Source organism: Komagataeibacter sp. SM21, assembly GCF_041402665.1.
Taxonomy (GTDB): Bacteria; Pseudomonadota; Alphaproteobacteria; order Acetobacterales; family Acetobacteraceae; genus Komagataeibacter; species Komagataeibacter saccharivorans.
Map to the genome: position 1 here is coordinate 1 of NZ_JBGLOV010000021.1, position 22,852 is coordinate 22,852.

18 protein-coding genes are annotated in these 22,852 nt (G+C 62.0%); 12 read left to right on the forward strand and 6 right to left on the reverse strand.

Annotated elements, in window-relative coordinates; genetic code table 11:
* Positions 1-62 precede the first annotated feature (62 nt).
* Both ACBR42_RS14780 and ACBR42_RS14785 read right to left on the reverse strand, forming a co-directional pair.
* On the reverse strand, positions 63-863 hold the full coding sequence (locus ACBR42_RS14780; protein WP_371208512.1) for a WavE lipopolysaccharide synthesis family protein: 801 nt from the start codon (positions 861-863) through the stop codon (positions 63-65).
* A gap of 216 nt (positions 864-1,079) precedes the next feature.
* A complete protein-coding gene (locus tag ACBR42_RS14785; protein ID WP_371208513.1) occupies positions 1,080-1,775 on the reverse strand; it encodes a hypothetical protein in 696 nt (231 codons plus the stop codon).
* 345 nt (positions 1,776-2,120) lie between these two features.
* Between ACBR42_RS14785 and ACBR42_RS14790 the strand changes: the two genes are divergently transcribed.
* From ACBR42_RS14790 to ACBR42_RS14805, 4 genes are all read left to right on the forward strand, one after another.
* Positions 2,121-5,288 carry an efflux RND transporter permease subunit gene (locus ACBR42_RS14790; RefSeq protein WP_371208514.1) on the forward strand — a complete coding sequence of 1,056 codons (3,168 nt, stop codon included), beginning with the start codon at positions 2,121-2,123 and terminating at the stop codon, positions 5,286-5,288.
* Positions 5,266-6,471 (forward strand): efflux RND transporter periplasmic adaptor subunit, encoded by a 1,206-nt coding sequence (locus tag ACBR42_RS14795; protein WP_371208515.1) that lies wholly within the window; start codon positions 5,266-5,268, stop codon positions 6,469-6,471. Before ACBR42_RS14790 ends, ACBR42_RS14795 begins: the two co-directional genes overlap by 23 nt.
* Positions 6,461-7,951, forward strand: a complete 1,491-nt coding sequence (locus ACBR42_RS14800) for an efflux transporter outer membrane subunit (protein ID WP_371208516.1) — start codon at positions 6,461-6,463, stop codon at positions 7,949-7,951. Before ACBR42_RS14795 ends, ACBR42_RS14800 begins: the two co-directional genes overlap by 11 nt.
* 280 nt (positions 7,952-8,231) lie before the next feature.
* Complete coding sequence (locus tag ACBR42_RS14805; RefSeq protein ID WP_371208517.1) at positions 8,232-9,167, forward strand: ketopantoate reductase family protein; 936 nt, start codon at positions 8,232-8,234, stop codon at positions 9,165-9,167.
* A gap of 7 nt (positions 9,168-9,174) precedes the next feature.
* On the opposite strand, the gene ACBR42_RS14810 is transcribed toward ACBR42_RS14805, so the two are convergent.
* Positions 9,175-10,218 carry a hypothetical protein gene (locus tag ACBR42_RS14810; protein ID WP_371208518.1) on the reverse strand — a complete coding sequence of 348 codons (1,044 nt, stop codon included), beginning with the start codon at positions 10,216-10,218 and terminating at the stop codon, positions 9,175-9,177.
* A 414-nt stretch (positions 10,219-10,632) separates the two neighbouring features.
* On the opposite strand from ACBR42_RS14810, the gene ACBR42_RS14815 reads away from it, so the two are divergent.
* On the forward strand, positions 10,633-11,001 hold the full coding sequence (locus tag ACBR42_RS14815; protein ID WP_371208519.1) for a hypothetical protein: 369 nt from the start codon (positions 10,633-10,635) through the stop codon (positions 10,999-11,001).
* A 5-nt stretch (positions 11,002-11,006) separates the two neighbouring features.
* Positions 11,007-12,608 (forward strand): methyl-accepting chemotaxis protein, encoded by a 1,602-nt coding sequence (locus tag ACBR42_RS14820; RefSeq protein ID WP_110547371.1) that lies wholly within the window; start codon positions 11,007-11,009, stop codon positions 12,606-12,608.
* Positions 12,609-12,760: 152 nt separating this feature from the next.
* Here the strand turns inward: ACBR42_RS14820 and ACBR42_RS14825 are convergent, their stop codons facing one another.
* From ACBR42_RS14825 to ACBR42_RS14835, 3 genes are all read right to left on the reverse strand, one after another.
* Positions 12,761-13,216, reverse strand: a complete 456-nt coding sequence (locus tag ACBR42_RS14825; RefSeq protein WP_371208520.1) for a hypothetical protein — start codon at positions 13,214-13,216, stop codon at positions 12,761-12,763.
* 449 nt (positions 13,217-13,665) lie between these two features.
* On the reverse strand, positions 13,666-14,496 hold the full coding sequence (locus tag ACBR42_RS14830; protein ID WP_371208521.1) for an FTR1 family protein: 831 nt from the start codon (positions 14,494-14,496) through the stop codon (positions 13,666-13,668).
* Between the two features lies 1 nt (position 14,497).
* Complete coding sequence (locus tag ACBR42_RS14835) at positions 14,498-14,839, reverse strand: cupredoxin domain-containing protein (RefSeq protein WP_282760553.1); 342 nt, start codon at positions 14,837-14,839, stop codon at positions 14,498-14,500.
* Positions 14,840-15,390: 551 nt separating this feature from the next.
* Here ACBR42_RS14835 and ACBR42_RS14840 point away from each other — a divergent pair.
* Genes ACBR42_RS14840 through ACBR42_RS14865 form a run of 6 tightly spaced genes read left to right on the forward strand, consistent with a single transcriptional unit; the run spans position 15,391 to position 22,763 of the window.
* Positions 15,391-16,671 (forward strand): acyl-CoA dehydrogenase family protein, encoded by a 1,281-nt coding sequence (locus ACBR42_RS14840; protein WP_371208522.1) that lies wholly within the window; start codon positions 15,391-15,393, stop codon positions 16,669-16,671.
* Positions 16,668-18,098, forward strand: a complete 1,431-nt coding sequence (locus tag ACBR42_RS14845) for an LLM class flavin-dependent oxidoreductase (RefSeq protein WP_110547366.1) — start codon at positions 16,668-16,670, stop codon at positions 18,096-18,098. Before ACBR42_RS14840 ends, ACBR42_RS14845 begins: the two co-directional genes overlap by 4 nt.
* Before the next feature lie 2 nt (positions 18,099-18,100).
* Positions 18,101-19,264: an FMNH2-dependent alkanesulfonate monooxygenase gene (gene ssuD, locus ACBR42_RS14850; RefSeq protein WP_110547365.1), complete on the forward strand. Its 1,164-nt coding sequence runs from the start codon at positions 18,101-18,103 to the stop codon at positions 19,262-19,264.
* A 17-nt stretch (positions 19,265-19,281) separates the two neighbouring features.
* A complete protein-coding gene (locus ACBR42_RS14855; RefSeq protein ID WP_371208523.1) occupies positions 19,282-20,721 on the forward strand; it encodes an FAD/NAD(P)-binding protein in 1,440 nt (479 codons plus the stop codon).
* A complete protein-coding gene (locus ACBR42_RS14860) occupies positions 20,718-22,217 on the forward strand; it encodes an MFS transporter (protein WP_118963710.1) in 1,500 nt (499 codons plus the stop codon). Before ACBR42_RS14855 ends, ACBR42_RS14860 begins: the two co-directional genes overlap by 4 nt.
* Positions 22,218-22,223: 6 nt before the next feature.
* Positions 22,224-22,763, forward strand: coding sequence for a flavin reductase (locus ACBR42_RS14865; RefSeq protein WP_118963709.1), 540 nt, complete (start codon positions 22,224-22,226; stop codon positions 22,761-22,763).
* Positions 22,764-22,852: the final 89 nt, after the last annotated feature.

Genomic DNA, 22,852 nt, shown 5'->3' on the forward strand with positions numbered 1-22,852 from the left:
CAGCCGGGCAAGCCGCTCTTCAACGTCAAAAAATCCCGCCTGCTTCATGATCCATACTCCAATCAACGCAAGGAAAATGGAATCACAGAGCAGACCTCAATACCAGAGGGTTTTTCGAACCCTCCATTTTTAAACTTTTTAGAGAAAAAACTAAAGTATATATATTGCTCGATAGCAATATGTGCATTGAAATTTCGCTCTTCCGCTTTGCTTCCTGGTGCACAATAATGGGTGCCATAGTATGTCATGAAATCCAGGGTAACCAGAGGTACGTCCCATATGGAGCGTATATCAGACAGTTTGCCGAAGTTAAACCAGTCACTGTAATGAAATGGGATTCTGGCCTTGGAAAAGGGATTAAGTGTATAAAGGGAAGGGATCATGACCGGGAAAGAAACAGCCGTATACTCTCCCCTTGTATAATATTCACTATATAGTCTGATATATTCATTTATAAAAGATCTATCCTTGAATAATAAGTCGTTTCTTGTTCTCAGGACAAATTCTCTGGATGCCAATGCCAGTCCGTTACGGGCGGATTCAATCATATGGTTGGCATGACAGTTTGGCGCATCGTGGATAATGGGCGGGAAGGGTTGCGCCATATAGGAGTAGGCTATTTTATCCGCACATTTATTAACAAGGCGGCAGAAGCCAACCATATTATTTTTATATGAGAATAGAGACTTCTCATTGGAAAGTTCAAAATCTATAAAATCCGAGCTTGATATGGAAAAAATGATCTCTGATTCACTAAAAATATTTCTATAACTGGAAAGTATATTGGCAATGTCGGATGCGTCTTTTTCAAAGCATCCTCCATGTATAACAATGCTTATTGATTTATTTTCTATTTGTATCATGATTGTCCTGAATGATCCTCGCCTATAATTTTCATTACGTATAGGTATAAGTGTAATGTAAAAATTATTTAGCGCCAAGACCCATTAGGTCTTGTGGTAAGCTGCCATAGGCCGCCATTCCCATGAAGTAAGCCCACAGATTCTGAACCAGATGTCGGCTAGTCCTGGGCCATCCGGAACAGGATATCCGTGCGTCCCACTGTTTGCCTTGCGCCTTCAGTGCGCGGAAGGGCTTTCATCGGCATTCATGCCGGTGTCGCCCATTGCAGCCATGTCGCCGCCTGACTGCATGCCGCCGCCACCGCCACCCGCGTTGCCGGTTCCTTCCTTTTTTCCGTCTTCCTTGTTCCGTCCGCCGGTGCCCTGCGTGCGGGTCGGTCCCTGCATCGGGATGGCAAGATCGGATGGAATGGGGTCGAGATCCAGCGCCCTGCGGATGAAACTGCGTAGGGAGACAACCAGATCATGCGTATGCACAAGCTGCCCTGCCACCAGTTCCCGCGCAGCCCGTTCCGCCAGGCGGACATGCTCCTCGGTGCCCAGTAGCATGATGTCCGACAGGGCGGCCTCCACTGCATCGCGGATGCGTCGTGCCCGATCCGATCCCGCCATGCCCCCGGTATCCGCATTATCAGGAAGGCTATCGGGGGTATCGCCATCCGGCACGCTGCGCAGTTCCCGGCGATGACGCGGGTCCACGGCCAGATTTCCCGTAAACGAACCGCCCAGCGTGCGGTAGGCGGCAATGAGGGTGCGCAGCCGTTCGTTGATCTGGCGGTTCATGCGCTCCCGCCGCTGCTGGATGACGACCATCATCAACAGGCGGATGCCAACCCCGATCAGCGTAATCAGGGACAGCCCGATCATGGTGACCAGAAGATTGTGCCAGGAACTGAAATCGAGATTGTGCAAGGCAGGCTCCTTGCGTCGGGCTGCGTGTCGAACGGGCCGCTTACTATGAACCGATGGAACCCGACTGTCCACCAGCGCGCCAGACACCGCGCATGCTGCGGCACGGGCCCGAAAATAATCATGATGACCCGGTGGTGAAAAAACCGCATGGCACATCCGGCGTTCAGTAGCCGTGTGGGGGTGTGTCGCGTGGCCCGGATGCGAAGGCTCCCGTGGCTGGATCATGGAAAGACGCCGCTTCATGCATGAGGACAGGAGTAGCGGACAGCCCCGCGCCCACGGGCCAGGCATGGTAGCCTTCATGGCATTGGCCGGTCCCTGCGGGTCAGCGGTCCCCCTGCCGCCATGAACGCCATTGTCCGTCTGGCGCTGGCGCGTCCCTATACCTTTGTCGTCATGGCGATCCTGATCGTGATCGCGGGCGTGCTGTCCGCCATCCGCGCGCCCAAGGACATCTTCCCCAACATTGCCATCCCGGTGGTGGCGGTTGCATGGACCTATACCAACCTTTCGCCACAGGATATGTCGGGCCGCATCCAGTTACCGTTCCAGCGCGCCCTGACCACCACCGTCAACGATATCGAACATATCGAAGGGCAGGCCCTGACCGGCATTGGTGTGACCAAGATATTTTTCCAGCCGGGTGCTGATGTCCGCCTTGCCAATGCGCAGGTCACGGCCATCGCGCAGACGCTGCTGCGCCAGCTTCCCATCGGCACGACGCCACCGCTGATCCTGAATTACAATGCCTCCACCGTACCGATCCTCCAGCTTGGCCTGTCGGGAAACGGGCTGACGGAACAGCAGCTTTATGATTTCGGCTTCAATTTCATCCGCACCCGGCTTGTCATGGTGCCGGGGGCGGCCATTCCTTTTCCCAACGGGGGCCGGGTGCGCCAGATCCAGATGGACCTCAATCCCGCGCAGCTTCAGGCCCGGGGCGTTTCAGGATTGGACGTGGCCGGTGCGCTGGCCAGCCAGACACAGATCACACCGGCCGGTTTCGTTAAGATCGGGGAATACCAGTATAATTTCCGCCTGAACAATGCGCCGCTATCGGTCGAACAGCTTAACATGCTGCCCGTCAAAACAGTGAACGGGGCGGTGGTGCGCGTGCGCGACGTGGCCCATGTGCGCGATGGCTCCCTGCCGCAGCAGAACGTCGTGCATGTCGACGGCCAGCGTTCGGCCATGCTGACGGTGCTGAAATCGGGCGCCACCTCCACCATCGCGATCGTGGAAGGGATACGCGCCACCATACCCGACGCCACGCGCGGACTGCCCAAACAGCTTCAGGTCACGCCGGTCAATGACCAGTCGCTTTTCGTCCGCGCCGCCGTAAGCGGCGTATTGCGTGAAGGCGCGATTGCGGCGGGTCTGACCAGTCTCATGATCCTGCTTTTTCTGGGGTCGTGGCGGTCCACGCTGATTGTCGCGACTTCCATCCCGCTATCGATCCTCGGCGCGATCGCAGTCCTTTCGGCGCTGGGGGAGACGCTGAACGTCATGACGCTGGGCGGTCTGGCGCTGGCCGTTGGCATTCTGGTGGATGAAGCGACGGTCACGATCGAGAATATCGAACGCCATCTGGAAATGGACAAGGACGTGCATGCCGCGATCATTGACGGATCGGGCGAAATCATCGTCCCGGCTTTCCTGTCGCTGCTGTGCATCTGCATCGTTTTCGTGCCGATGTTCTACCTGCCGGGCGTGTCGGGTTTCCTGTTCGTGCCGATGGCGCTGGCGGTGATTTTCGCCATGATCATGTCCTTCATCCTTTCGCGTACGCTCGTGCCCACCATGGCCATGTTCCTGCTGCGCCGGCATGACGGGGGCGAGGGGGGGAAGGGCAATGTCTTCACCCGCTTTCAGCAGGGTTTCGAACATCGTTTTGAAGCCCTGCGCGATCGCTACGGCAACGTGCTGGAAGCGGTGCTGGCCCGGCGCGGGCGTTTTGCGATCGGCTTTCTGGGGTTTGGTTTCCTCAGCCTGCTGCTGCTGCCGTTCCTTGGGCGCAATTTCTTTCCGCAGGTGGATGCGGGCGCCATGACGCTGCATGTGCGCGGCCCGGTCGGCATGCGGATCGAGGAAACCAGCGCGCTTTTCCTCGATATCGAAAAACACATACGCGCCCGCATCCCGTCCGATGAAGTGGAATCCATTGCCGATACGATCGGCCTGCCCAACAGCGCGATCAATGTGTCCTATAACGCATCGGGCACGATCGGGCCGGAAGATGGGGACATCCTGATTGCGCTGAAGGAAAATCACCACCCTACCGCACGCTATGTGCGCCGCCTGCGCACGGAGCTGCCCCGACTGTTCCCGCAGGCGCAGTTCGCGTTCCTGCCATCGGATATTACCAGCCAGATCCTCAATTTCGGTGCCCCGGCCCCGATAGATATCCAGATCATCGGCCCGCATCCCGATGAAACGCGGCAGTTTGCCGAACTGGTGCTGCGCGCGGTCCGCCATATCGACGGTCTGGTCGATGCGCGGATACAGCAGCCCGCCAGTTATCCCGAACTGCGTTTTGATGTGGACCGCACGCGCATCAACCAGCTTGGCCTGACGGAAGGCGATGTGACCAACAGCATCGCCACCTCCATCGCGGGCACATCACAGACAGCGCCCCTGTACTGGCTGAACCCGCAGAATAACGTCACCTACCCCATTGCAGTACAGATGCCAGAATACCGCATTGCGGCGCTGGCGGACGTGATCGGCCTGCCGGTGACGGGGGCGGCCGCCACCACGCAGCCGCAGGTGCTGGGCGCGCTGGGCACGATCACGCGTGGCACGACATCACCGGTGGACGGGCAGTATAATATCCGCCCCCTGATCGATGTTTTCGCGGGTAGCGACGGGCGCGATCTGGGGGCGGTCGCATCCGATGTGCAGAAGATTCTGGCCCGGCTGGATCACCAGCGGCCCGCAACGGTCAGTGTTACGCTGCGCGGGCAGTACCAGTCCATGACGACCGCCTTTTCCGGTCTGGGCGCGGGGCTGCTGGGGGCCATCGTGCTGATCTATCTGCTCATCGTCGTCAATTTCCAGAGCTGGACCGACCCCTGCATCATCATCCTCGCGCTGCCGGTGGCGCTGGCCGGTATCTGCTGGATGCTGTTTGCGACCGGCACACCCCTTTCCGTCCCGGCGCTGACGGGGGCGATCATGTGCATGGGGGTGGCCACCGCGAATTCCATCCTTGTCATCACATTCTGCCGTGAGCAGCTTGAGGAGCATGGCGATGCGTTGCGCGCCGCACTGGTGGCGGGCAGGACGCGGCTGCGGCCCGTGCTGATGACGGCGCTGGCCATGATCATCGGCATGCTGCCCATGGCGCTGGGACTGGGGGAAGGGGGCGAACAGAACGCGCCGCTTGGCCGCGCGGTCATTGGCGGGCTGATTTTCGCCACCTGTGCCTCGCTGTTTCTTGTACCGACCCTGTTTGCCATCATCTATCACCGGCGCGCGCAAGGTACGACGCATGGGGCGCCCGCCCATGCCTGATGCGGCTTCATCATTCCCACAGCACAGGACAGCGGAGAAACCCGGACATCGTCCGCGCCTGTACCGCTTCGTTCTTGTGGCGGGTGTCCTGTTTGCGCTAGTCCTGCTGGTGGGGACGCTCATGCGGCTGCATGCGCGCCACCAGCTTCATGCGGTAACGGTCGCGGCAACGATTCCGACGGTCAGCATCGTCCACCCGGGCGGGAAAGCATCCGACCGGCTGGTCCTGCCGGGGCGGTTGCAGGCGTGGTACAGCGCCCCGGTCTATGCGCGGACCAATGGCTACCTGCTGCGGTGGTATGTCGATATCGGCCAGAGTGTGCAGGCGGGTCAGTTGCTGGCAGAAATCGACACGCCCGATGTGGACCTGCAACTGGCGGGCGCGCGCGCGGCGCTGGCCACGCGGACCGCGCAGCGTGACCTTGCGGGCATCACCACGCGGCGGTGGAACCGGCTCAATGCGCTGAATGCCGTATCGCAGCAGGAAACGGACGAAAGGCGGGGTAATTTTGCCGCAAGCGAGGCCACGCGGCACGAAGCGGCAGCCGAGGTGCAGCGGCTTGAAACCCTGTCGGGTTTCAAGCGTATCGTTGCGCCGTTTACCGGTGTCGTCACCAGTCGCGCCACGGATATTGGCGCGCTGATCGTGGCCGGTACATCTGCCGCCCAGCCGCTTTTCACCGTTTCCGATGTCTCGCAACTGCGCATCTATGTCAGCGTGCCCCAGACCTACATCGCGCGCATGAAGGAGGGCATGTCCGTCGCCTTCACCGTGCCCGATTATCCGGGCAGGGAGTTCAGGGCCCGGCTTATCCGTTCCGCGGATGCCGTTGATCCGCAGTCGGGTGCCATGCTGGTCCAGCTTGTCTATGACAACGCCCGCAACCTGCTCCGGCCGGGGGCGTATGCACAGATCGCCTTTACCTTTCCTGCCACAGATGGGGCATCCGGTGCCGTGCGTATTCCCGCCAGCAGCCTGCTGTTCCGGCGTGACGGCACCACGGTGGCAACCATGGATTCCAGCCAGCACGTAAAAATCCTGCCCATTGCCATCGTAACCGATTTCGGCACGGAGCTTGAGGTTACGGGGCTGACCGCGCAGAGTGCGGTCATCGACAATCCGCGCGATGACCTGCGTGACGGGGATGAAGTCCGGCCGCAGGAGAACAGGCATGGCGCCTGATACGGAACGGCGTGCAGGGGCCGTTCGGGACCGGGGGCGCAGGCGGGATCATGGGCGTTCCGGTCGTCCCTTCGGCATCGTGTGGGCGGGCATATCGTGCATGGCGGCACTTGCGCCTGCCGGGTGTAACCTTGCGCCGGATTACCATAAGCCCGCCCAGCCCGTGCTGCCGGTCACATTCCGCGAAAGTGGTCCGTGGACGCCAGTTTCCCCCACGCCCCCTTCCACGCGGGCGGACTGGTGGACAGTCATGGGGGATGCGCGGCTGAACGCGCTGGAGGCACGCATCGAACATGGCAGCCCCCAACTGGCCGCCGCCGTTGCCCGTTACGATCAGGCCCGCGCGATGGTGCGTCGCGCACGGTCGGAGTTTTTTCCCCAGATCGATGCGTCTTCCAGTGCCGTGCGGGAGCGCACGCTGTTCCTGCAGACCGGTTCCTATTTCGATTATCGCAATTACGCGACTGGCGGCACCGTTTCGTGGGAGCCTGACCTGTGGGGGCGTATACGCAACCTTGTTTCAGCCGCGCGTTCGCAGGCGCAGGCCAGCGCCGATGACGTTGCCGCCATGCGCCTCAGTCTGGAGGCGGAACTGGGCGATGACTATTTCCACATCTGCGGTCTGGATGCGCGCATAGATGTATTGCGGCGGACTGCTTCCGCCTATGAAGCGGCGCTGCACCTGACGACGGACCGTTTCACGGGCGGGGCGGCGAGCGAACTGGACGTGGGGCGGGCGAAAACGCAGCTTGCGTCTGTCCAGTCACAGCTTGAACAGCAGGTTGCGGACCGCGCGCTGGTCGAACACGCCATTGCGGTACTGATTGGTGAGGAACCGACCACGTTCTCGCTCCCCCCGCATGATATGTCTGATGTCGTGCCGGTTATTCCTGTCGTGGCCCCGTCGGCCCTGCTGCAACGTCGCCCGGACGTGGCAGCCGCCGAACGCCGCATGGCGGCGGCCAATGCACGCATTGGCGTGGCGCGGGCGGCGTTTTTTCCCAATATCAACCTTGGCGCGTCCGGTGGGTCGGAAACTACGGTCAGCACGCTGCTGTCCGCCGGTTCGGGCGTGTGGGCGCTGGGGCCTGCGCTGGCGACCCTCGCCATTTTTGACGGGGGCCGCCGCTTTGCCGATCTGGCCGCCATGCACGCCGCCTATGCTGAAGGTGCCGCGAATTACCGCCAGACAGCCCTGCATGCCTTTCAGGAAGTGGAGGACCAGCTTGCCCTGCTCAACCATCTGGCCGATGCCACCACGCGGCAGGCTGAAGCCGTCACCGCCGCCGCCCGTACCGATCAGTTGGCCAGCATCCAGTATCGTGAAGGGGCCGTGGACTATCTTCAGGTTGTCATTGCGCAGACTGCCGAACTGCAGGCGCGTGAAGACATGATTACCCTGCTGACGCGCCGCCGGATTGCGGGCATTGATCTGGTGCGCGCAATGGGCGGCGGATGGCAGGCGGGCCGGAAGACCTGACTGTTGCGCTGTGTCATTTGTAGTAATCGAACGGTGTTGCCCGCCATGTCGTCCCATAATGATTGCAGTATGGCCGGTAATGCAGGGAAATGGCGGTTTCTGCCGTTTTGTGCTGATGCGCGACCCTTTTTCGATCCGCATGCACCGGGTTCCGATACGGCCGGTGCGCAGGAAGGAGAACGGCGCGCAGATTGCGGCTTAACCGCTTATCACACGCAGGTTTCGGCTGTATCGTGCCCGGACTTTTTCATATTCCATCGGCAGGGCAGGGAAAAACACGATGAAGCCGCGAATTCTGGTTGTCGGGGCAGGGGCCGTCGGGGGGTATTTTGGCGCGCGGCTGGCCGCGGCAGGGCATGATGTGACCTTTCTGGTCCGGCCCGGCAGGCTGCGGCAGATCCGCGCCGATGGACTGCATCTTGTCAGCGCGGCGGGGGATGCCAGCATCAGTCCCCAGATGATTACGGCGGATGAGATCACCCATCCGTACGATATCGTGCTGCTGAGCGTGAAAGCCTATTCTCTGGCGCAGGCCATGGATGATTTCAGCGCTGCCGTTGGGGTTGAGACCTGCATCGTCCCGCTGCTCAATGGCATGCGTCACCTTGATGTGCTGGCGGAGCGCTTCGGGGCGGACGCCGTTCTCGGGGGCACATGTTTCATTGTCAGTACTCTGGACGCGGACGGACGGATCGTGCAGACCGGACCGCAGCCGCGCCTGTCCTATGGTGAACGCTCCGGGGTGGATACGCCCCGTGTCCACGCCATCAGCGCCGCCCTGTCGGCCCCCGGTTTCGATACGGTGCTGTCACCCCATATCATGCAGGATATGTGGGAAAAATGGGTGCTGCTCGCATCCCTTGGCACCCTGTGCTGCCTTATGCGCGGGACGGTAGGCGATGTGGCGCGCCAGCCTTACGGGCAGGATTTTGCCCGTGCGACCGTTGCGGAATGTGTGGCGGTGGCCGGTGCATCGGGCCATCCGCCTGCCGATGGGGTGGTGGAGCGTACCATCCGCATGCTGACTGCCGAAAGCTCGACCCTCACCTCCTCCATGTTTCGGGATCTGTCGCAGGGGGCAGCGATCGAGGCAGGGCAGATCATCGGTGATCTTGTGGCAAGGGCGCGCAGTCACGCGGTGGCAACGCCCATTCTTGATCTCGTTGACCTCAATCTGCGTGTCTATGAGGAGCACAGGGCGGATAAAGGCCGGTAGAAGCCGCCTACCGACCGGCGCGTGCGTAAAATGTGTTGAGCAGGGCCGCCAGCGGCGCGGCCTGCCGTCCCGGTTGGGTGGCCATGCGTTGCGCTTCCATGCAGGTCCGGCGTGTGGATTGGGGGCGAAGGCCCAGTTCTTCGCGCATGCGGGCCAGTGCCCTGTCCAGTCGCGCGCGCAGATCGTCCAGACTGCTCCGGTCCTGAAGGCTGGCGCGGGCGTTGGGGCCGCGCTGCTGCGCTGTGTTCATGGCGGCGGCAACCATGGCCACGATATTGAATTCGCTCAGGATGGTATTATCGGGCAGGAGGCCCGCGGCTTCCATATCCCCGTCATAGACAACCTGCGCCGCCGCGCGGCCGAATACCCATGCAATGGTGCTTTTTTCGTACAGGCTGGCCCGGTCAAGGAACATGATCGCCGCCGTCATCCGTTCCGGGCTGGTATAGGCGTTCAGCGCATCGACAGCCTGCCGGGCCATGGCTTCACCATGTTCGGGCAGGATACCCATGGCCATTTCCTGCTGCCGGGCCATGATGGTCCGGGCCGCGTCCTGTTCATCGCGGGTAAACAGGCCGCCTTCATTGGCCCGCACCGCTGCAAGGGCGGGACGGTCCAGCATGGACATGAGACTGGTCCATTCCACATTGTCCAGACTGCGCACGGTAGCCAGACCGGCGGGGCCGTCAGGCGCGGTCCGGGCGGCGTCGATACTGGCGCGCGCCAGCACGGCGATTTCGTCAGGGGACAGGCCCGCAGACAGCGATGTCGCGGCCGGGTCCGCCACGCCCGCGCCGAGGGCGGTCGCATCCATTCCCTCCAGAACCGGGAAGAACTGCGCGAAATAGGCGATTTCCGGCGCAACGACATCTTTTGTCATTTGCGCAAGCATGGCCGTGGCCTCGGCGGAGAGGGTAACGGTATCGCCCCCACCCACGCCGGATGATGGACCGAGCGATGATTGCGACCCCGCCGCCCTGATATTTTCAACCCCGCTTTCCCCAGGGGACAGGAAAGCAGGCGGCGATCCCGGTGTATTAATGGTCGTCATGACGCCGCTCCATCCTGTTGCAGGCCCGATCCGGCCCTTCCGTTCCGGTCATGGTGGAAGGGGGCGTGTGTCTTTCCATGCGCGACGCGCCCTTCTGGTATGTTCGGGGAAAAGGGTTTTTTGATACCCTTCCGGCCGATGGCGCACTTGGCTCTTTCTGTCTGGCCGTCCATGCTGTAACCACGCGTTAATCATTATTAGAAATCAGTAAACTCAGTAAACAATGTACCCGTTCATTCACCCTGCAGCCTCTCTCCCCCCTTACGCCCCGGCGCGGGGAAAGGGCAAGGTTGCGACCGTCCATGATGGCCCCGCCGTCTGTCATGGTCGTATGGCGGGCAGGGAATGGCGGGGCCGGTCGATGAATGCGCCGGGCCGGACTGCGACCGTAACCCGGCATCATGACAGGGCCGGATGATGCAGCCTGTCATGCTTGACAGCCGGAACGCCCCGAATGCCCGACCCCGGCGAAAGGTTACGGATCTGCTGCTGCCGGTCCTGCTTGCGGTCGGGTCGCTTGTGGTCATTCTCGGTATTCATCTGTCCCCTCCCGATCAGGGACCGCTGGCGCTGGTTTTCCCGCCATGGTGGGACGGACAGCATGCGCGGCAGGCTGCCGGTTCGGTCGGGCGCGTGATTGGTACCGGTGCTGTGGCCAGCATCGTCATAATTGAACCGCGCGGGAATATGGCGCGGGGGGATGCCATAAAATCCGGGGCGATCCTTGTCCTTAACCCACAGGCTATGACGGGCTGCCACGCATCCCGGCAGATGGAGATGTAATCAAGATGGTCGATGCTCTGGGAAAACTTCGCGCGACAGTCAGTCAGGGCCTGATCTGCGGGTTCTGGCTGCATGTGGGTCTTGTGGCGGCATGCGCCCATATTGCGGGCAATGACTGGGTTGCGCCCACGCTTGCGGCGGTCGGGCTGGCGGTGATTGAAACGCTGGTATGGTGGATGGCGCCACAGGCCAAGACAACGCGCCTGACCATTGGCGTGGGCGTCAGCGCACTGGTTTCGATCATTCTGGCGGCGTGCCGTGGGTCGTATATGCAGATTGACGTGCATATGTACTATTTCGCGGCGCTTGCCATGCTTGCGACCTATTGTGACGGCGATGTTATTCTGGTCGGCGCGGCCACTACGGCAGTGCATCATCTGGTCATGAATTTCCTTATGCCGAAACTGGTGTTTGAGGACGGCGCGGATTTCTACCGTGTTATGGTGCATGCGGCCATTGTGGTGGTGGAAGCGGGCGCGCTGTACTGGATGGCGCAGCAGATCGAGCATCTTTTTGCCGTATCGAATACCGCGCTGGCGGAAGCAAAGCAGAATGCCGAACAGGCGGAAGCCGCATCGCACGAGGTGGAACACCAGCGCAGCCTTGCGGAAGCCGAACATCGCCGGACCGAGGTGGAACGCATGGAAACCGCCGCCCGTCAGGCAACCGTGGTGGACGGGCTTGCCACCGGTCTGGGCCATCTGGCGCAGGGGAACCTGACCTTCACCCTGACGGAAAAGTTCGCGCCTGAATACGAACGCCTGCGCACCGATTTTAACGAAACGGTCGTGCGGCTGCGCGGTGTCATTGAGGCCGTGGTGGCCAATACCATCGGGATCAGGAACGGTACGAGCGAGATCAGCAAGGCATCCGACGATCTGGCCCAGCGCACGGCGATACAGGCCAAGAACCTGGAGGAGACCGCATCCGCGCTGAACCATATTACCGCAACGGTGCAGAAATCCGCTGAAGGGGCGATCCACGCGCAGGAAGTGGTAGCCAGCGCCAATAACGATGCGCAGCAGAGCACCGTCATCGTGCGTCAGGCCGTGGGCGCGATGGATGGCATCGCCACATCCGCGGGGCAGATCGCCCAGATCATTGCGGTGATTGACGAAATCGCCTTCCAGACCAACCTGCTGGCCCTCAATGCCGGTGTCGAGGCCGCGCGGGCGGGGGATGCGGGGCGCGGGTTTGCCGTGGTCGCATCCGAAGTGCGTAATCTGGCCCATCGTTCAGCCGAGGCCGCGAAGGAGATCAAGACCCTTATCTCCACATCCAGCCGACAGGTTGATTCCGGCGTGAAGCTGGTTTCCGAAGCGGGCAGCGCGCTGGACCGTATCGTGAAGCTGGTGGCCGAGATCAACGAGATCATGGATGAAAGCACGCACCGGGCAAAGGAACAGGCGGGCGGTCTGGCCAACGTCAATTCCACCATATCGCAGATGGATCAGGTGACGCAGCAGAATGCGGCAATGGTGGAACAGTCAACCGCGGCCAGCCGTTCGCTGCTGGATGAAGCCACGCGCCTGTCTGATCTTGTCAGCCAGTTTCAGCTCACATCGGAAAGCCGGGATGTGGAAGAACGGGCGCGCCTGCTGACCTGACGCCAGCCGGGGGTTGCGCACAGCGAAAACCTGCCCAGGCCACTTCCCGCCCATTGTGGAAAAGCTTCGGAAAACGCCGCCTTTTTGAAAAAGGCGGCACCCGGAAACTTTTTCAGCCCATCACTGTCAAACACTCCTGACCGGCGGAATGTCTACTGCCCGTCCACCGTTGTATGACTGCCCCATGCCGGGCGGGAGTCCGCCGGTGGGAATCCCGGTTTTCCATCCACTATGGTCTGGCTGCCGGGGCCATAGGTACGCGGCTCGTAAGGCGGATACCCGCCATTCATGCCACCCCAGCCATAGGGCATGTAGCCACCGAACATGTAGGGCATCATCCCCCCACCATATCCACCATATCCACCATATCCACCATATCCACCATATCCACCATATCCACCCTGTCCCCCGGCCATCGCAGGCGGCCCGTACGCGCCGTAGGGACTGTACCGGGTGGACGGCATCTGCGCGGAACCCGCGCCACCGCCCGCCATGCCAAACGTGCCTGTGGCCATGCCGCCATTCACGCCGAAAGACTGCGCCCGGCCCATCAGGGGAATGATGACAAGGGCAAGGGCAAGGGTAATCGCTGCGAGTTTCCGGGTCATCCTGCTTCTCCAGTCGCGTTCTGCAGTAAACCTTTACCGCAGGGCTGAACCAGTCTGCACGGATGATATTGGCAAGCGCCTCTCCCCCATGGACGGGGGTCGGCCTGTTTTGCAGGAAACCGCCGGTTCCGGCAGGCAGGACTGCTGACGGGACAGACCTGCACTCCACTACCGTAATACCGGGGGGACGGCAGAAAGGCACCTGACCCCGGCACAGGCCGCTGCCCCTGCGTGGGGATCTGGCGGACAGGATGTCCGCTGTCTCTGCGGCGGCAGGATCATGTCAGCCGGGGATAAAGTGATCCCGATGAAAGCCGCCCGACCGGGCCGGGTCATGATGCCCGGTCCGTATCCCTGCTTTTAAGGTCGTGATGTCACGGAAAGAATGCGCGGCAATCCGGCTCCAGCCGCCATTATGTCAGGCGATGAAACCGGGTACGCGGTCCCTGTCAGACCGCGCTTCTGGCCTTTGCGGGCGTGCGATGGCGCACCAGATGGCCGGTTACGGTCAGCACCACGCAGGTACAGATCCATGCCAGTATCTGGATGCCCGTGGGCCGGTCCGAATAACCGATCAGTGCCTTCGCCGCACGGCCCAGCATGCTGCCATCGGACAGCAGCCACGAAGAATCCCATATGTCATAGCCCAGTGCGGGCAGCAGGTCGTCATTGGCCAGAAGGGCTGCGGCCTGACTGGCCATGCCCGCGGCAAGGAACGTGACCAGCAGGCCGGTTACGGCAAACAGCCGGTTCAGGGGGATCACCACCAGCCCGCGATACAGCGCCCAGGACAGGGCCGCACCGGCAAACACGCCCAGTATGCCGCCAATCAGCATCGGCACCGGCCCCGTGCCACTGGAAATTGCGATACCATACAGGAACAGCACCACTTCCATGCCTTCACGCAGGACAGCCACGGCCACAACCACCGCCATGGCCAGCAGGGAGCGGTTGCCGCTGGCGACTTCGGCCCCGACCGCCTTCATGTCCCGTGCCATTTCGCGTCCATGCCGCGCCATCCACACGATATGCCAGCCCAGCATCACCACCGCGAGGCACAGGATGGTGGCGGAAAAAACATCCTGCCCGTTGCCGGATAGCGCCTGTGACAGCGCCCCGGCAAAGATCGCCACAATACCGGCCCCGGCAATGCCCGCACCGATACCGCCCGCAACCCAGCGCCCGCGATGGGGAATGCCCTGCGTCGCCGCCAGCACGATCCCCACGATCAGCCCGGCTTCCATGACTTCACGGAAGACGATCAGAAGACTGCCCAGCATGTCAGGGGGTCTCCGTTACGGTAACGGTGCCGGTGGCGCTGTCGGGGTGGTAGTCATCAAAGAATTTGTAGGTGCCCGGATGAAGCGGTCCCGCATGAACCGAAATGGTGCCGCCTGCGACCACGATCTTTTCAAACTTCAGGTCGTAGCTTTCGAACTCATCCACTGTGTCATCATGGTTGGTCAGTTCGATCACGAAGCGCTGACCGGCAGGCACGGTGAAATGGTCCGGTGAGAAGTGATGGTCTTTCACTTCCAGTCGGACCGGGTCCATGGCGTGCGCCGTTGCGGTTGTGGCCACGATCATGGAGACGAGGGCTGTTAGGGCAAGTGCAGGTCGCATGGTTCGTCCATCGGATTACAGTCATCCAAGTAGTGAGACTGGTTCGCAATGTCAAATATGGGAAGATTTAAAGGCGTTTGACCGCATCGTCCTTTCGTCCCGGCTTGATGCGTCCATCCGGAACGCCTCCCTGCCGCAAACCAACGATATATAATCGTGAATAACGGAGAACCACTCATAACGCGCGAATCGGTATGTTTATTGATAAATATACCGAAACGGAAATGTATGAACTGTTCCGGATTTCGTTCTGAACCGATTACCACGATATGAAATGTGCAAATTAAAAGCGCACATTGGCGTTATAAAAAACTAAATAATGTAGTGGAATGCGGTATGAAAAACATATCCATATATCAGATACATATATGAATTAAGCACCGAAAAATGCGATGGGCGGCAATCGAATTTATATCCCTGCGCACCCCAGGATAACGATATAAACGACAAAACGCGTTAATTTATAATTGACTCGGATATAACGGTTGTTAATGTGATTGAAGGATAAACAACACAATAAAATAGTTAAATAGAAATACGGCAGGGTTGTCATGACTGATCCGCTACGTCCTTCACACGGTTTCTCCCCCCGGATTGAGGCGCTTGCCCAGACGCTGCGACCGATCTTCGCGCGCATCGCCAGTGAGTCCATCAACCGTGAACACGAGCGGGTTCTGGCCCATGATGCTGTCCGGTGTCTGCTCGATGCCGGTTTTGGCGCGTTGCGGGTGCCGGTGCGCTACGGCGGCAGCGGGGCAAGCCTGCCGGAAACTTTCCGGCTGCTGGAAGAACTGGCCGAAGCTGATTCAAACCTGCCCCAGATTTTTCGCGCCCATTTCGCCTTTGTCGAAGGGCAGTTGCACCGCGGCGACAGCCCGCAGGCCGTGCGGTGGCTGGAACAGGTGGCTCGTGGCGCACTTTTTGGCGCGGCCATGGCCGAACTGACGGACAGTACCGGCACCACCACAACGCTGCGGCCCCACCCGGATGCGTCGAAAGCGTCATGGATACTGGACGGGACGAAATATTATTCCACCGGCACGCTGTACGCATCGTGGATCGTAGCGGTCGCAACCGATGGGGCGGACCGCATCCATGTCGCCGTGCCCGTAACCGCGCATGGCGTCACCCGCGTGGATGACTGGGACGGTTTTGGACAGAGACTGACAGGCAGCGGTACGACCCGTTTTGAAAACGTGATCGTGCCCGATGAAAACGTCCTCAGCCGCGTGCCGATCGACGCCTTTCCCACCAATGAATACCTGACCACCTATTACCAGCTTTTCCATCTGGCGACGCTGGCGGGGATTGGGCGGGCGATCCTGCGCGATGCGGTGGCGTTTGTCCGGCCTCGCACCCGTACCTTCGGCGTGCCCGGTCAGGTCGCGCAGCGTCATGACCCGCTGGTGCAGGGTGTGGTGGGACGCCTGTCCGCCCTGTCATTTTCCGCCGGTACGCTGGTGGAAAAGGTCGCATGGGCGCTGGAGGACACATCCGCCCAGTGGGCTGCCGGCGTCGATGGCGGCCCTGCCTTTGAGGTGGCGCAGGTGCAGGCCTATCAGGCCCAGCAGATCGTGGCGGGGCAGGTGCTTGAAGCGGCCAACCTGCTGTTTGAAGTGGGCGGCGCATCGGCCACCAGCGAAGCCCGGCGACTGGACCGGCACTGGCGCAATGCGCGCACGCTCGCATCCCACAATCCCCTTATCCAGCGTCAGCGCGAACTGGGTGACTTCGCCCTGAACGGCACGGCATTCGGTTCGCGGTGGCGCGAACGCACCGATGTCGCGCGCGAAGGCGCCACCAACGCCACCCGACGGGAGCAGGCAGCATGACCACCACGCCCAAACAACTGCACGTCAACCTGTTTGAAATGGCCTGCGTCAGCCACATCGTGCACGGGATGTGGCGGGCCCCCGGCAACAGCCGCCACCGCTACGGGGAACTGTCCTACTGGCTGGAAGTCGCCAGACTGGCGGAAGAAGGGCTGTTTGACGCGGTATTCCTTGCGGATGTGATCGGCACCTATGACCGGTTTGGCGATGGTACGGCGGCGGCCCTGCGGGAAGGACTGCAGATCCCCAACCTCGACCCGCTGATGCTGGTGCCCGCCATGGCGGCCGTGACGCAAAATCTTGGTTTCGGGGTGACTTTCTCCACCACGTACGAACCACCATTCGCCTTTGCCCGACGCATGGCGACGCTGGACCTGCTGACCCAGGGGCGGGTGGGGTGGAATATCGTCACGTCCTACCTGCCCAGTGCCGCGCGCAATTTCGGGCTGGAAGATGAAATCCCCCATGATCAGCGTTACGCGATAGCCGATGAATATATCGACGTGCTGTACAAGCTGTGGGAAGGAAGCTGGGATGACGACGCCGTTGTCAACAACGCGGCCGCAGGCGTATTCACCAATCCCGACGCCGTAAGGCCGATCAACCATGACGGGCGGCATTTCCGCGTGGCAGGGCCGCATCTTGTCGCACCGGGGCGGCAGCGTACGCCCGTGCTGTTTCAGGCGACCGGCTCCCCCGCCGGGCTGGAGTTCGCGGCGCGCCATGCGGAAGTGGTGTTTATCGGCGGCAATACGACACAGGCGGTGCGCGACAACATTGCCCGCACACGCGAACGCGCGCGCGCCCATGGCCGCAATGGCGACGACATCCGCTTTATCGTCATGGCCGGGATCATTGCCGATACGACGCAGGAACTGGCGGAAAAGAAGCTGGAGAAATACCGCCAGTATTACAGCGTGGAAGGTGCACTGGTCCATGCGCAGGCGGAAATAGACCTGCGGCGTCATGACCCCGATGCGCGCATCGGCGATGTGCTGAAACGTGAAGGCGTGCCGTTTGGCAATATGGGGCGGCGTTTCCATCCCGACCAGACGGTTGGCAGCGCCCTGCGCCAGATCGCATCGTTTGATGAAGGGCGCTTTTTCGTGGTGGGCACGCCCGGACGTATCGCCGATGAAATCGAACGCTGGCTGGATATCGACGGCATCGACGGCATCAACCTGCGCCAGTACCACACATTCGAAACCGCCCGCGATTTCATTGATCTGGTCGTGCCCGAACTCCAGCGGCGCGGGCGCTACCGCACGGCCTATGCGCCGGGTGAAACCCTGCGTGAACGCCTGTTCGAGCCGGGGCGTGCCCATCTGCCCGAACGGCATTTCGGCAGTCGCTACCGTAACCCGGCAGCCCTTCACGCCCCGGCCGAGCCGCTTTTTCCTACCGAAACATTTTCCAAGGCCTCGTAACCATGTCCTACGAAATTCCCGAAAAGATCAACGCCTTGTGGTTCCTGCCCACCCATGGCGACAGCCGCTACCTTGGCACGCAGAAGGGGGGGCGCCCGGTTGACCTGCCCTATCTGCAACAGGTGGCGAAGGCGGCGGATACGCTGGGTTATTACGGCGTCCTGATCCCCACGGGCCGCAGTTGCGAGGATAGCTGGATTGTCGCATCCGCCCTGGCGCCGGTAACCGAGCGCCTGCGCTATCTGATCGCACTGCGTCCGGGCCTGCTTTCCCCCACGCTTGCCGCGCGCATGACCGCGACGCTGGACCGTTTTTCCAACGGGCGGCTGCTGATCAATATCGTAACCGGGGGCGACCCGGCGGAAAACGCCGGTGATGGCCTGTTTGCCGATCATGCCACGCGGTACGAAATTACCGATGAATTCCTTGATATCTACCGTGCCCTGCTGCGCGGGGAGGATGTCAATTTTGAAGGCCGGCACTTCACCATCAAGGACGGGCGGCTGCTGTTCCCCGCTTTCCAGAAGGATGGCCCGCCGCTGTTCTTCGGCGGATCGTCGGAAGCGGCGGTGCATGTTGCGGCGAAGTCGGTCGACAAATACCTGACATGGGGCGAACCGCCCGCGCTTGTGGCTGAAAAGATCAGCCATGTGCGTAAACTGGCCCGTGAACAGGGGCGCAAGGTTTCATTCGGCATCCGCCTGCATGTGATCGTGCGCGAAACGCAGGAAGAAGCATGGCATGACGCGGACCGCCTGATCCAGCATCTGGATGACGCCACGATTGCAAAGGCCCAGCAGGTTTTCGCCCGCATGGATTCCGTGGGCCAGTCGCGCATGAGCGCGCTGCATGGCGGCCGGCGCGACAGGCTGGAAATCAGTCCCAACCTGTGGGCGGGCGTCGGCCTGGTCCGTGGCGGGGCGGGTACGGCGCTGGTCGGTGATGCGGAAACGGTGCAGGAGCGCATAGACGAATATCGCCGCCTGGGCATCGATACCTTCATATTCTCCGGCTATCCGCATCTGGAAGAAGCCTACCGGTTCGGTGAACTGGTGCTGCCCCACCTGCCCACCGCGCATCCGGTGCGTGGCGCCGCGTCGCTGAACAACATGGGGCCGTTTGGCGAGACCATCGCAGGCGATCACCGCCCGACCCGCGCGGCCTGATCGTGGGGGTGTCCGCCATGCCGGTTTTTTCTTCCATACCGCATATCGCCATTATCGGTGGCGGGTTCAGCGGCGCGGCGCTGGCGTGGCACCTTGCGCGTGGCGCCAGCGGCCCGCAGCGTATTACCGTGTTTGAACCGCGCCCCTTCCTTGGGGCGGGTCTGGCCTATGGCGCGACCGACCCGCAGCACCGGGTCAACGTGCCCGCGACGCGCATGAGCATCGATACCGCCAACCCGGATGATTTCGCCAACTGGATCAGGCAGACCGGTGCGCTGGCGGATGACCCGGACGCCATCCGGCCCGATGGCAGTCATTTTCCCGCCCGTTCCGTATTCGGCCGCTACATGGCTGACCGTCTGGCCCCGCTGCTGCATGGCGGGGTGGTCACGCATCTGCGCCGCCGGGTGGTGTCGGTCCACCGGGGGCGAGGGGATGGATGGGTGCTGACCGATGCGCGCGGCCAGTCCACGACCGCCGATATCGTGGTCATCGCCACCAGCCATCCGGCCCCGCAGGCCCCTGCCGTGCTGCGTGACCTGCCGCCCGGCGGGGATGGCGCCCCCAGGCTCATCACCAATCCATGGGACGGCACGGCGCTGCATGCGATAGGGGAGGCGGACCGTGTCCTGATCATCGGGACCGGCCTGAGCATGGCGGATGTGGTCGCAACCCTGACCGATCGGGGGCATCATGGCCCCATCACCGCCATTTCCCGCCGGGGTCAACGCCCGCGCGGGCATCATGATGGCGCGGTGACGCCAACCGGGCAGTTCGCATCGCCCCCGTCGCGTACGGCGCGACACCTGCTGCGCACAATACGTCATGCCGTGGCGGATGCCGCCGGTCAGCCATGGCAGGCGGTGTTTGACCGCATCCGCGAACAGGGGCCTGATATCTGGGCCGCCCTGCCGGTTGTCGAACGCAGGCGGCTGATCCGGCACCTGCGTCCGTTCTGGGATACGCACCGCTTCCGCATCGCGCCGCAGGCCGATGACATCCTGCGCCAGCGCGAACGTGACGGCACGCTGGAGATCCGCGCGGGCCGCGTGGTGGAGGTGGACAGCCGGCGCGGCGCGTTTGTGGCAACCATCCGCCATGGCGCGAACCCGGCGCGGCAGGGGACGTATGACGCCATCATCACCACAACCGGCCCCGCGCACGACGCCATCCTGAAGACCGTGCCGTTCCTGTCGGAACTGGCCGCCGCCGGGTGGGTGGAAATGGATGCGACGGGGCTTGGCCTGCATGTGGATGCGTTGGGCCGCGCCTGTGTCGGGACGGCGCATGCGGGCAACCTGTTTGTCGCCGGGCCGCTGGCGCGTGGGCGCTTTGGTGAACTCATGGGTCTGCCCGAAGTCACCCGCTATGCCGAAAAGCTGGCGATAACCCTGTCCGCCCTGACCACGCTGCACGCTACGGGCCATCATTCCCACAAGGAACAGGTGACGACATGACAGAACAGACCACGTCCGATCGCCCCGTTGTGCGGGACGCGGACGATATTTCCGCCATCATCAATGCCGGTCCGCGCGCGGGAAGCCATGCCCGCATTGTCGTAGCACTTGCGCTGGGTGGCGTGTTTCTTGATGCCTATGACCTGACGACCCTGTCATGGGGCATATCGGACGTGCAGGCCCATTTCGGGCTGTCGGCGTTCCAGACCGGCCTTGTCGCCGCCGCCCTGAATGCAGGCACGATCATCGGCAGTCTGGCGGGCGGGTGGCTGACGGACCGCATCGGGCGGTACGCCGTATTCATGGCGGATATGGTGTGCTTCGTCATTGCCGCACTGGTCGCGGGGTTCGCGCCAAGCGTGGGTATCCTGATCGCGGCGCGGTTCGCCATGGGGTTCGGGGTGGGGATGGACCTGCCGGTGGCCATGGCGTTCCTGTCGGAATTCTCGCGCCTTGAGGGGCGGGGCAGCAAGGCCGCCCGGGCGGCGGCATGGTGCCCGACATGGTATGCCGCGTCATCCCTGTGCTTCGTGCTGGTATTTGTGCTCGCGCATGTGCTGCCGGCGGGGCACCCCGACTGGCTGTGGCGGGCATCGCTGGCTTTTGGCGCGGTACCGGCCATCATCATCATCATGGTGCGCGGGCGTTACATGAATGAATCCCCCGTCTGGATCGCCCGCCGTGGCGATCTGGCGCGGGCGGCGGAAATCGTGCGCCGGTCTTATGGCGTCGATCCCATCGTGCGTCCGACCGCGACACATGCGCCCGTTATCGTCCATCCCGATCCGCTGCAACTGCTGCGGCCGCCGCTGTTGCAGCGCGGACTGCTGATTTGCGGCATGACACTGGTCAGCGCGCTTTCCTACAGCGCCATCATATTCGGCCTGCCCGGACTGCTGACAACCATCGTGCATGCCAGCGCGGGACAGGTGCTGGTCATTTCCATCGTCCTCAACCTTGCCGTGGCGTTTCCCGGCGGCCTGCTGGGCGTGCGGCTGACCCGCAGCTTCCATTCCCGTCCCATCGTGCTGGCGGGTTACGCGGTGCAGATTGCGGGTATCGCCGCCCTTGCGCTGACCGGCACGCCACACGGGACGCCGGGCGTCATTGTCGCCCTTGGCGGGTTTGCCGCCTTCCTGTTCGCGCAGGGGTTCGGGCCGGGGTGCCAGCTCATGGCCTATCCCACCCTTAGCTACCCCACGGAACTGCGCGGGATGGGGATTGGTCTGGCGCGGCTGGTTTCGGGCATGGGGGGCACGCTGGCGCTGCTGTTCCTGCCGTGGCTGAACGCACATCTTGGCCCGCGCCTGTTCTGGCTGGTGCTGCTGGCCCCGGTGGCCGGGATCACCATGTCCTTCCTCTCCCGGTGGGATGTATTTGGCTACGACCCCGATATGGACCCCGCCCTGCGGCGGCACCGGGCCGCTGTCCCCGCGCGGGCGTCCTATGTCGTTGCCACCCCTGAAATGCTGGTTTCTTCTGAAAGTGGGAGCTGATCCTTCATGACAAATGTAATCACGCCGTTTGGCTATACCGCCCTGGAAGAGGACGCGGTGCCGGTCGCGGATTTCCGCAATGGCATGGCGGCGCTGGCCAGTGCGGTGACGATCGTGACGACCGATGGTCCGCAGGGACCGCACGGATTTACCGCATCCGCCGTGTGCAGCGTATCCGATACGCCGCCGACCCTGCTGGTGTGCATAAACCGCTCCACCAGCGCGCATCCGCATGTGCTGGAACATGGGGTGCTGGCCATCAACGTCCTGCATGGCGGGCAGCAGCCGCTGTCGGATATTTTCAGCAGCCGTTCACGCCCCATGGCCGAACGCTTTGCCGCCGCACGATGGCACAGGGGCCGGACGGGCGCGCCGCTCCTTGACGGGGCGCTGGTGAACTTTGACTGCCGTGTCAGGGAAATCCGCGATGTTGGCACCCATACGGTGGTCATTGCCCATGTGGTGGATGTCATCACCGGTGAAAATGATGGCCAGCCGGGCCTTGTCTGGTTCAACCGGCAGTACAGCCATGCGGTCACCCGATGAAGAACGGGCGGTCGTATTCAGTCATTCATGAATGGAACAGTGGAATGTGTAGAACCGAGGCATGCGTACAATGATTACGAAGAAAAACA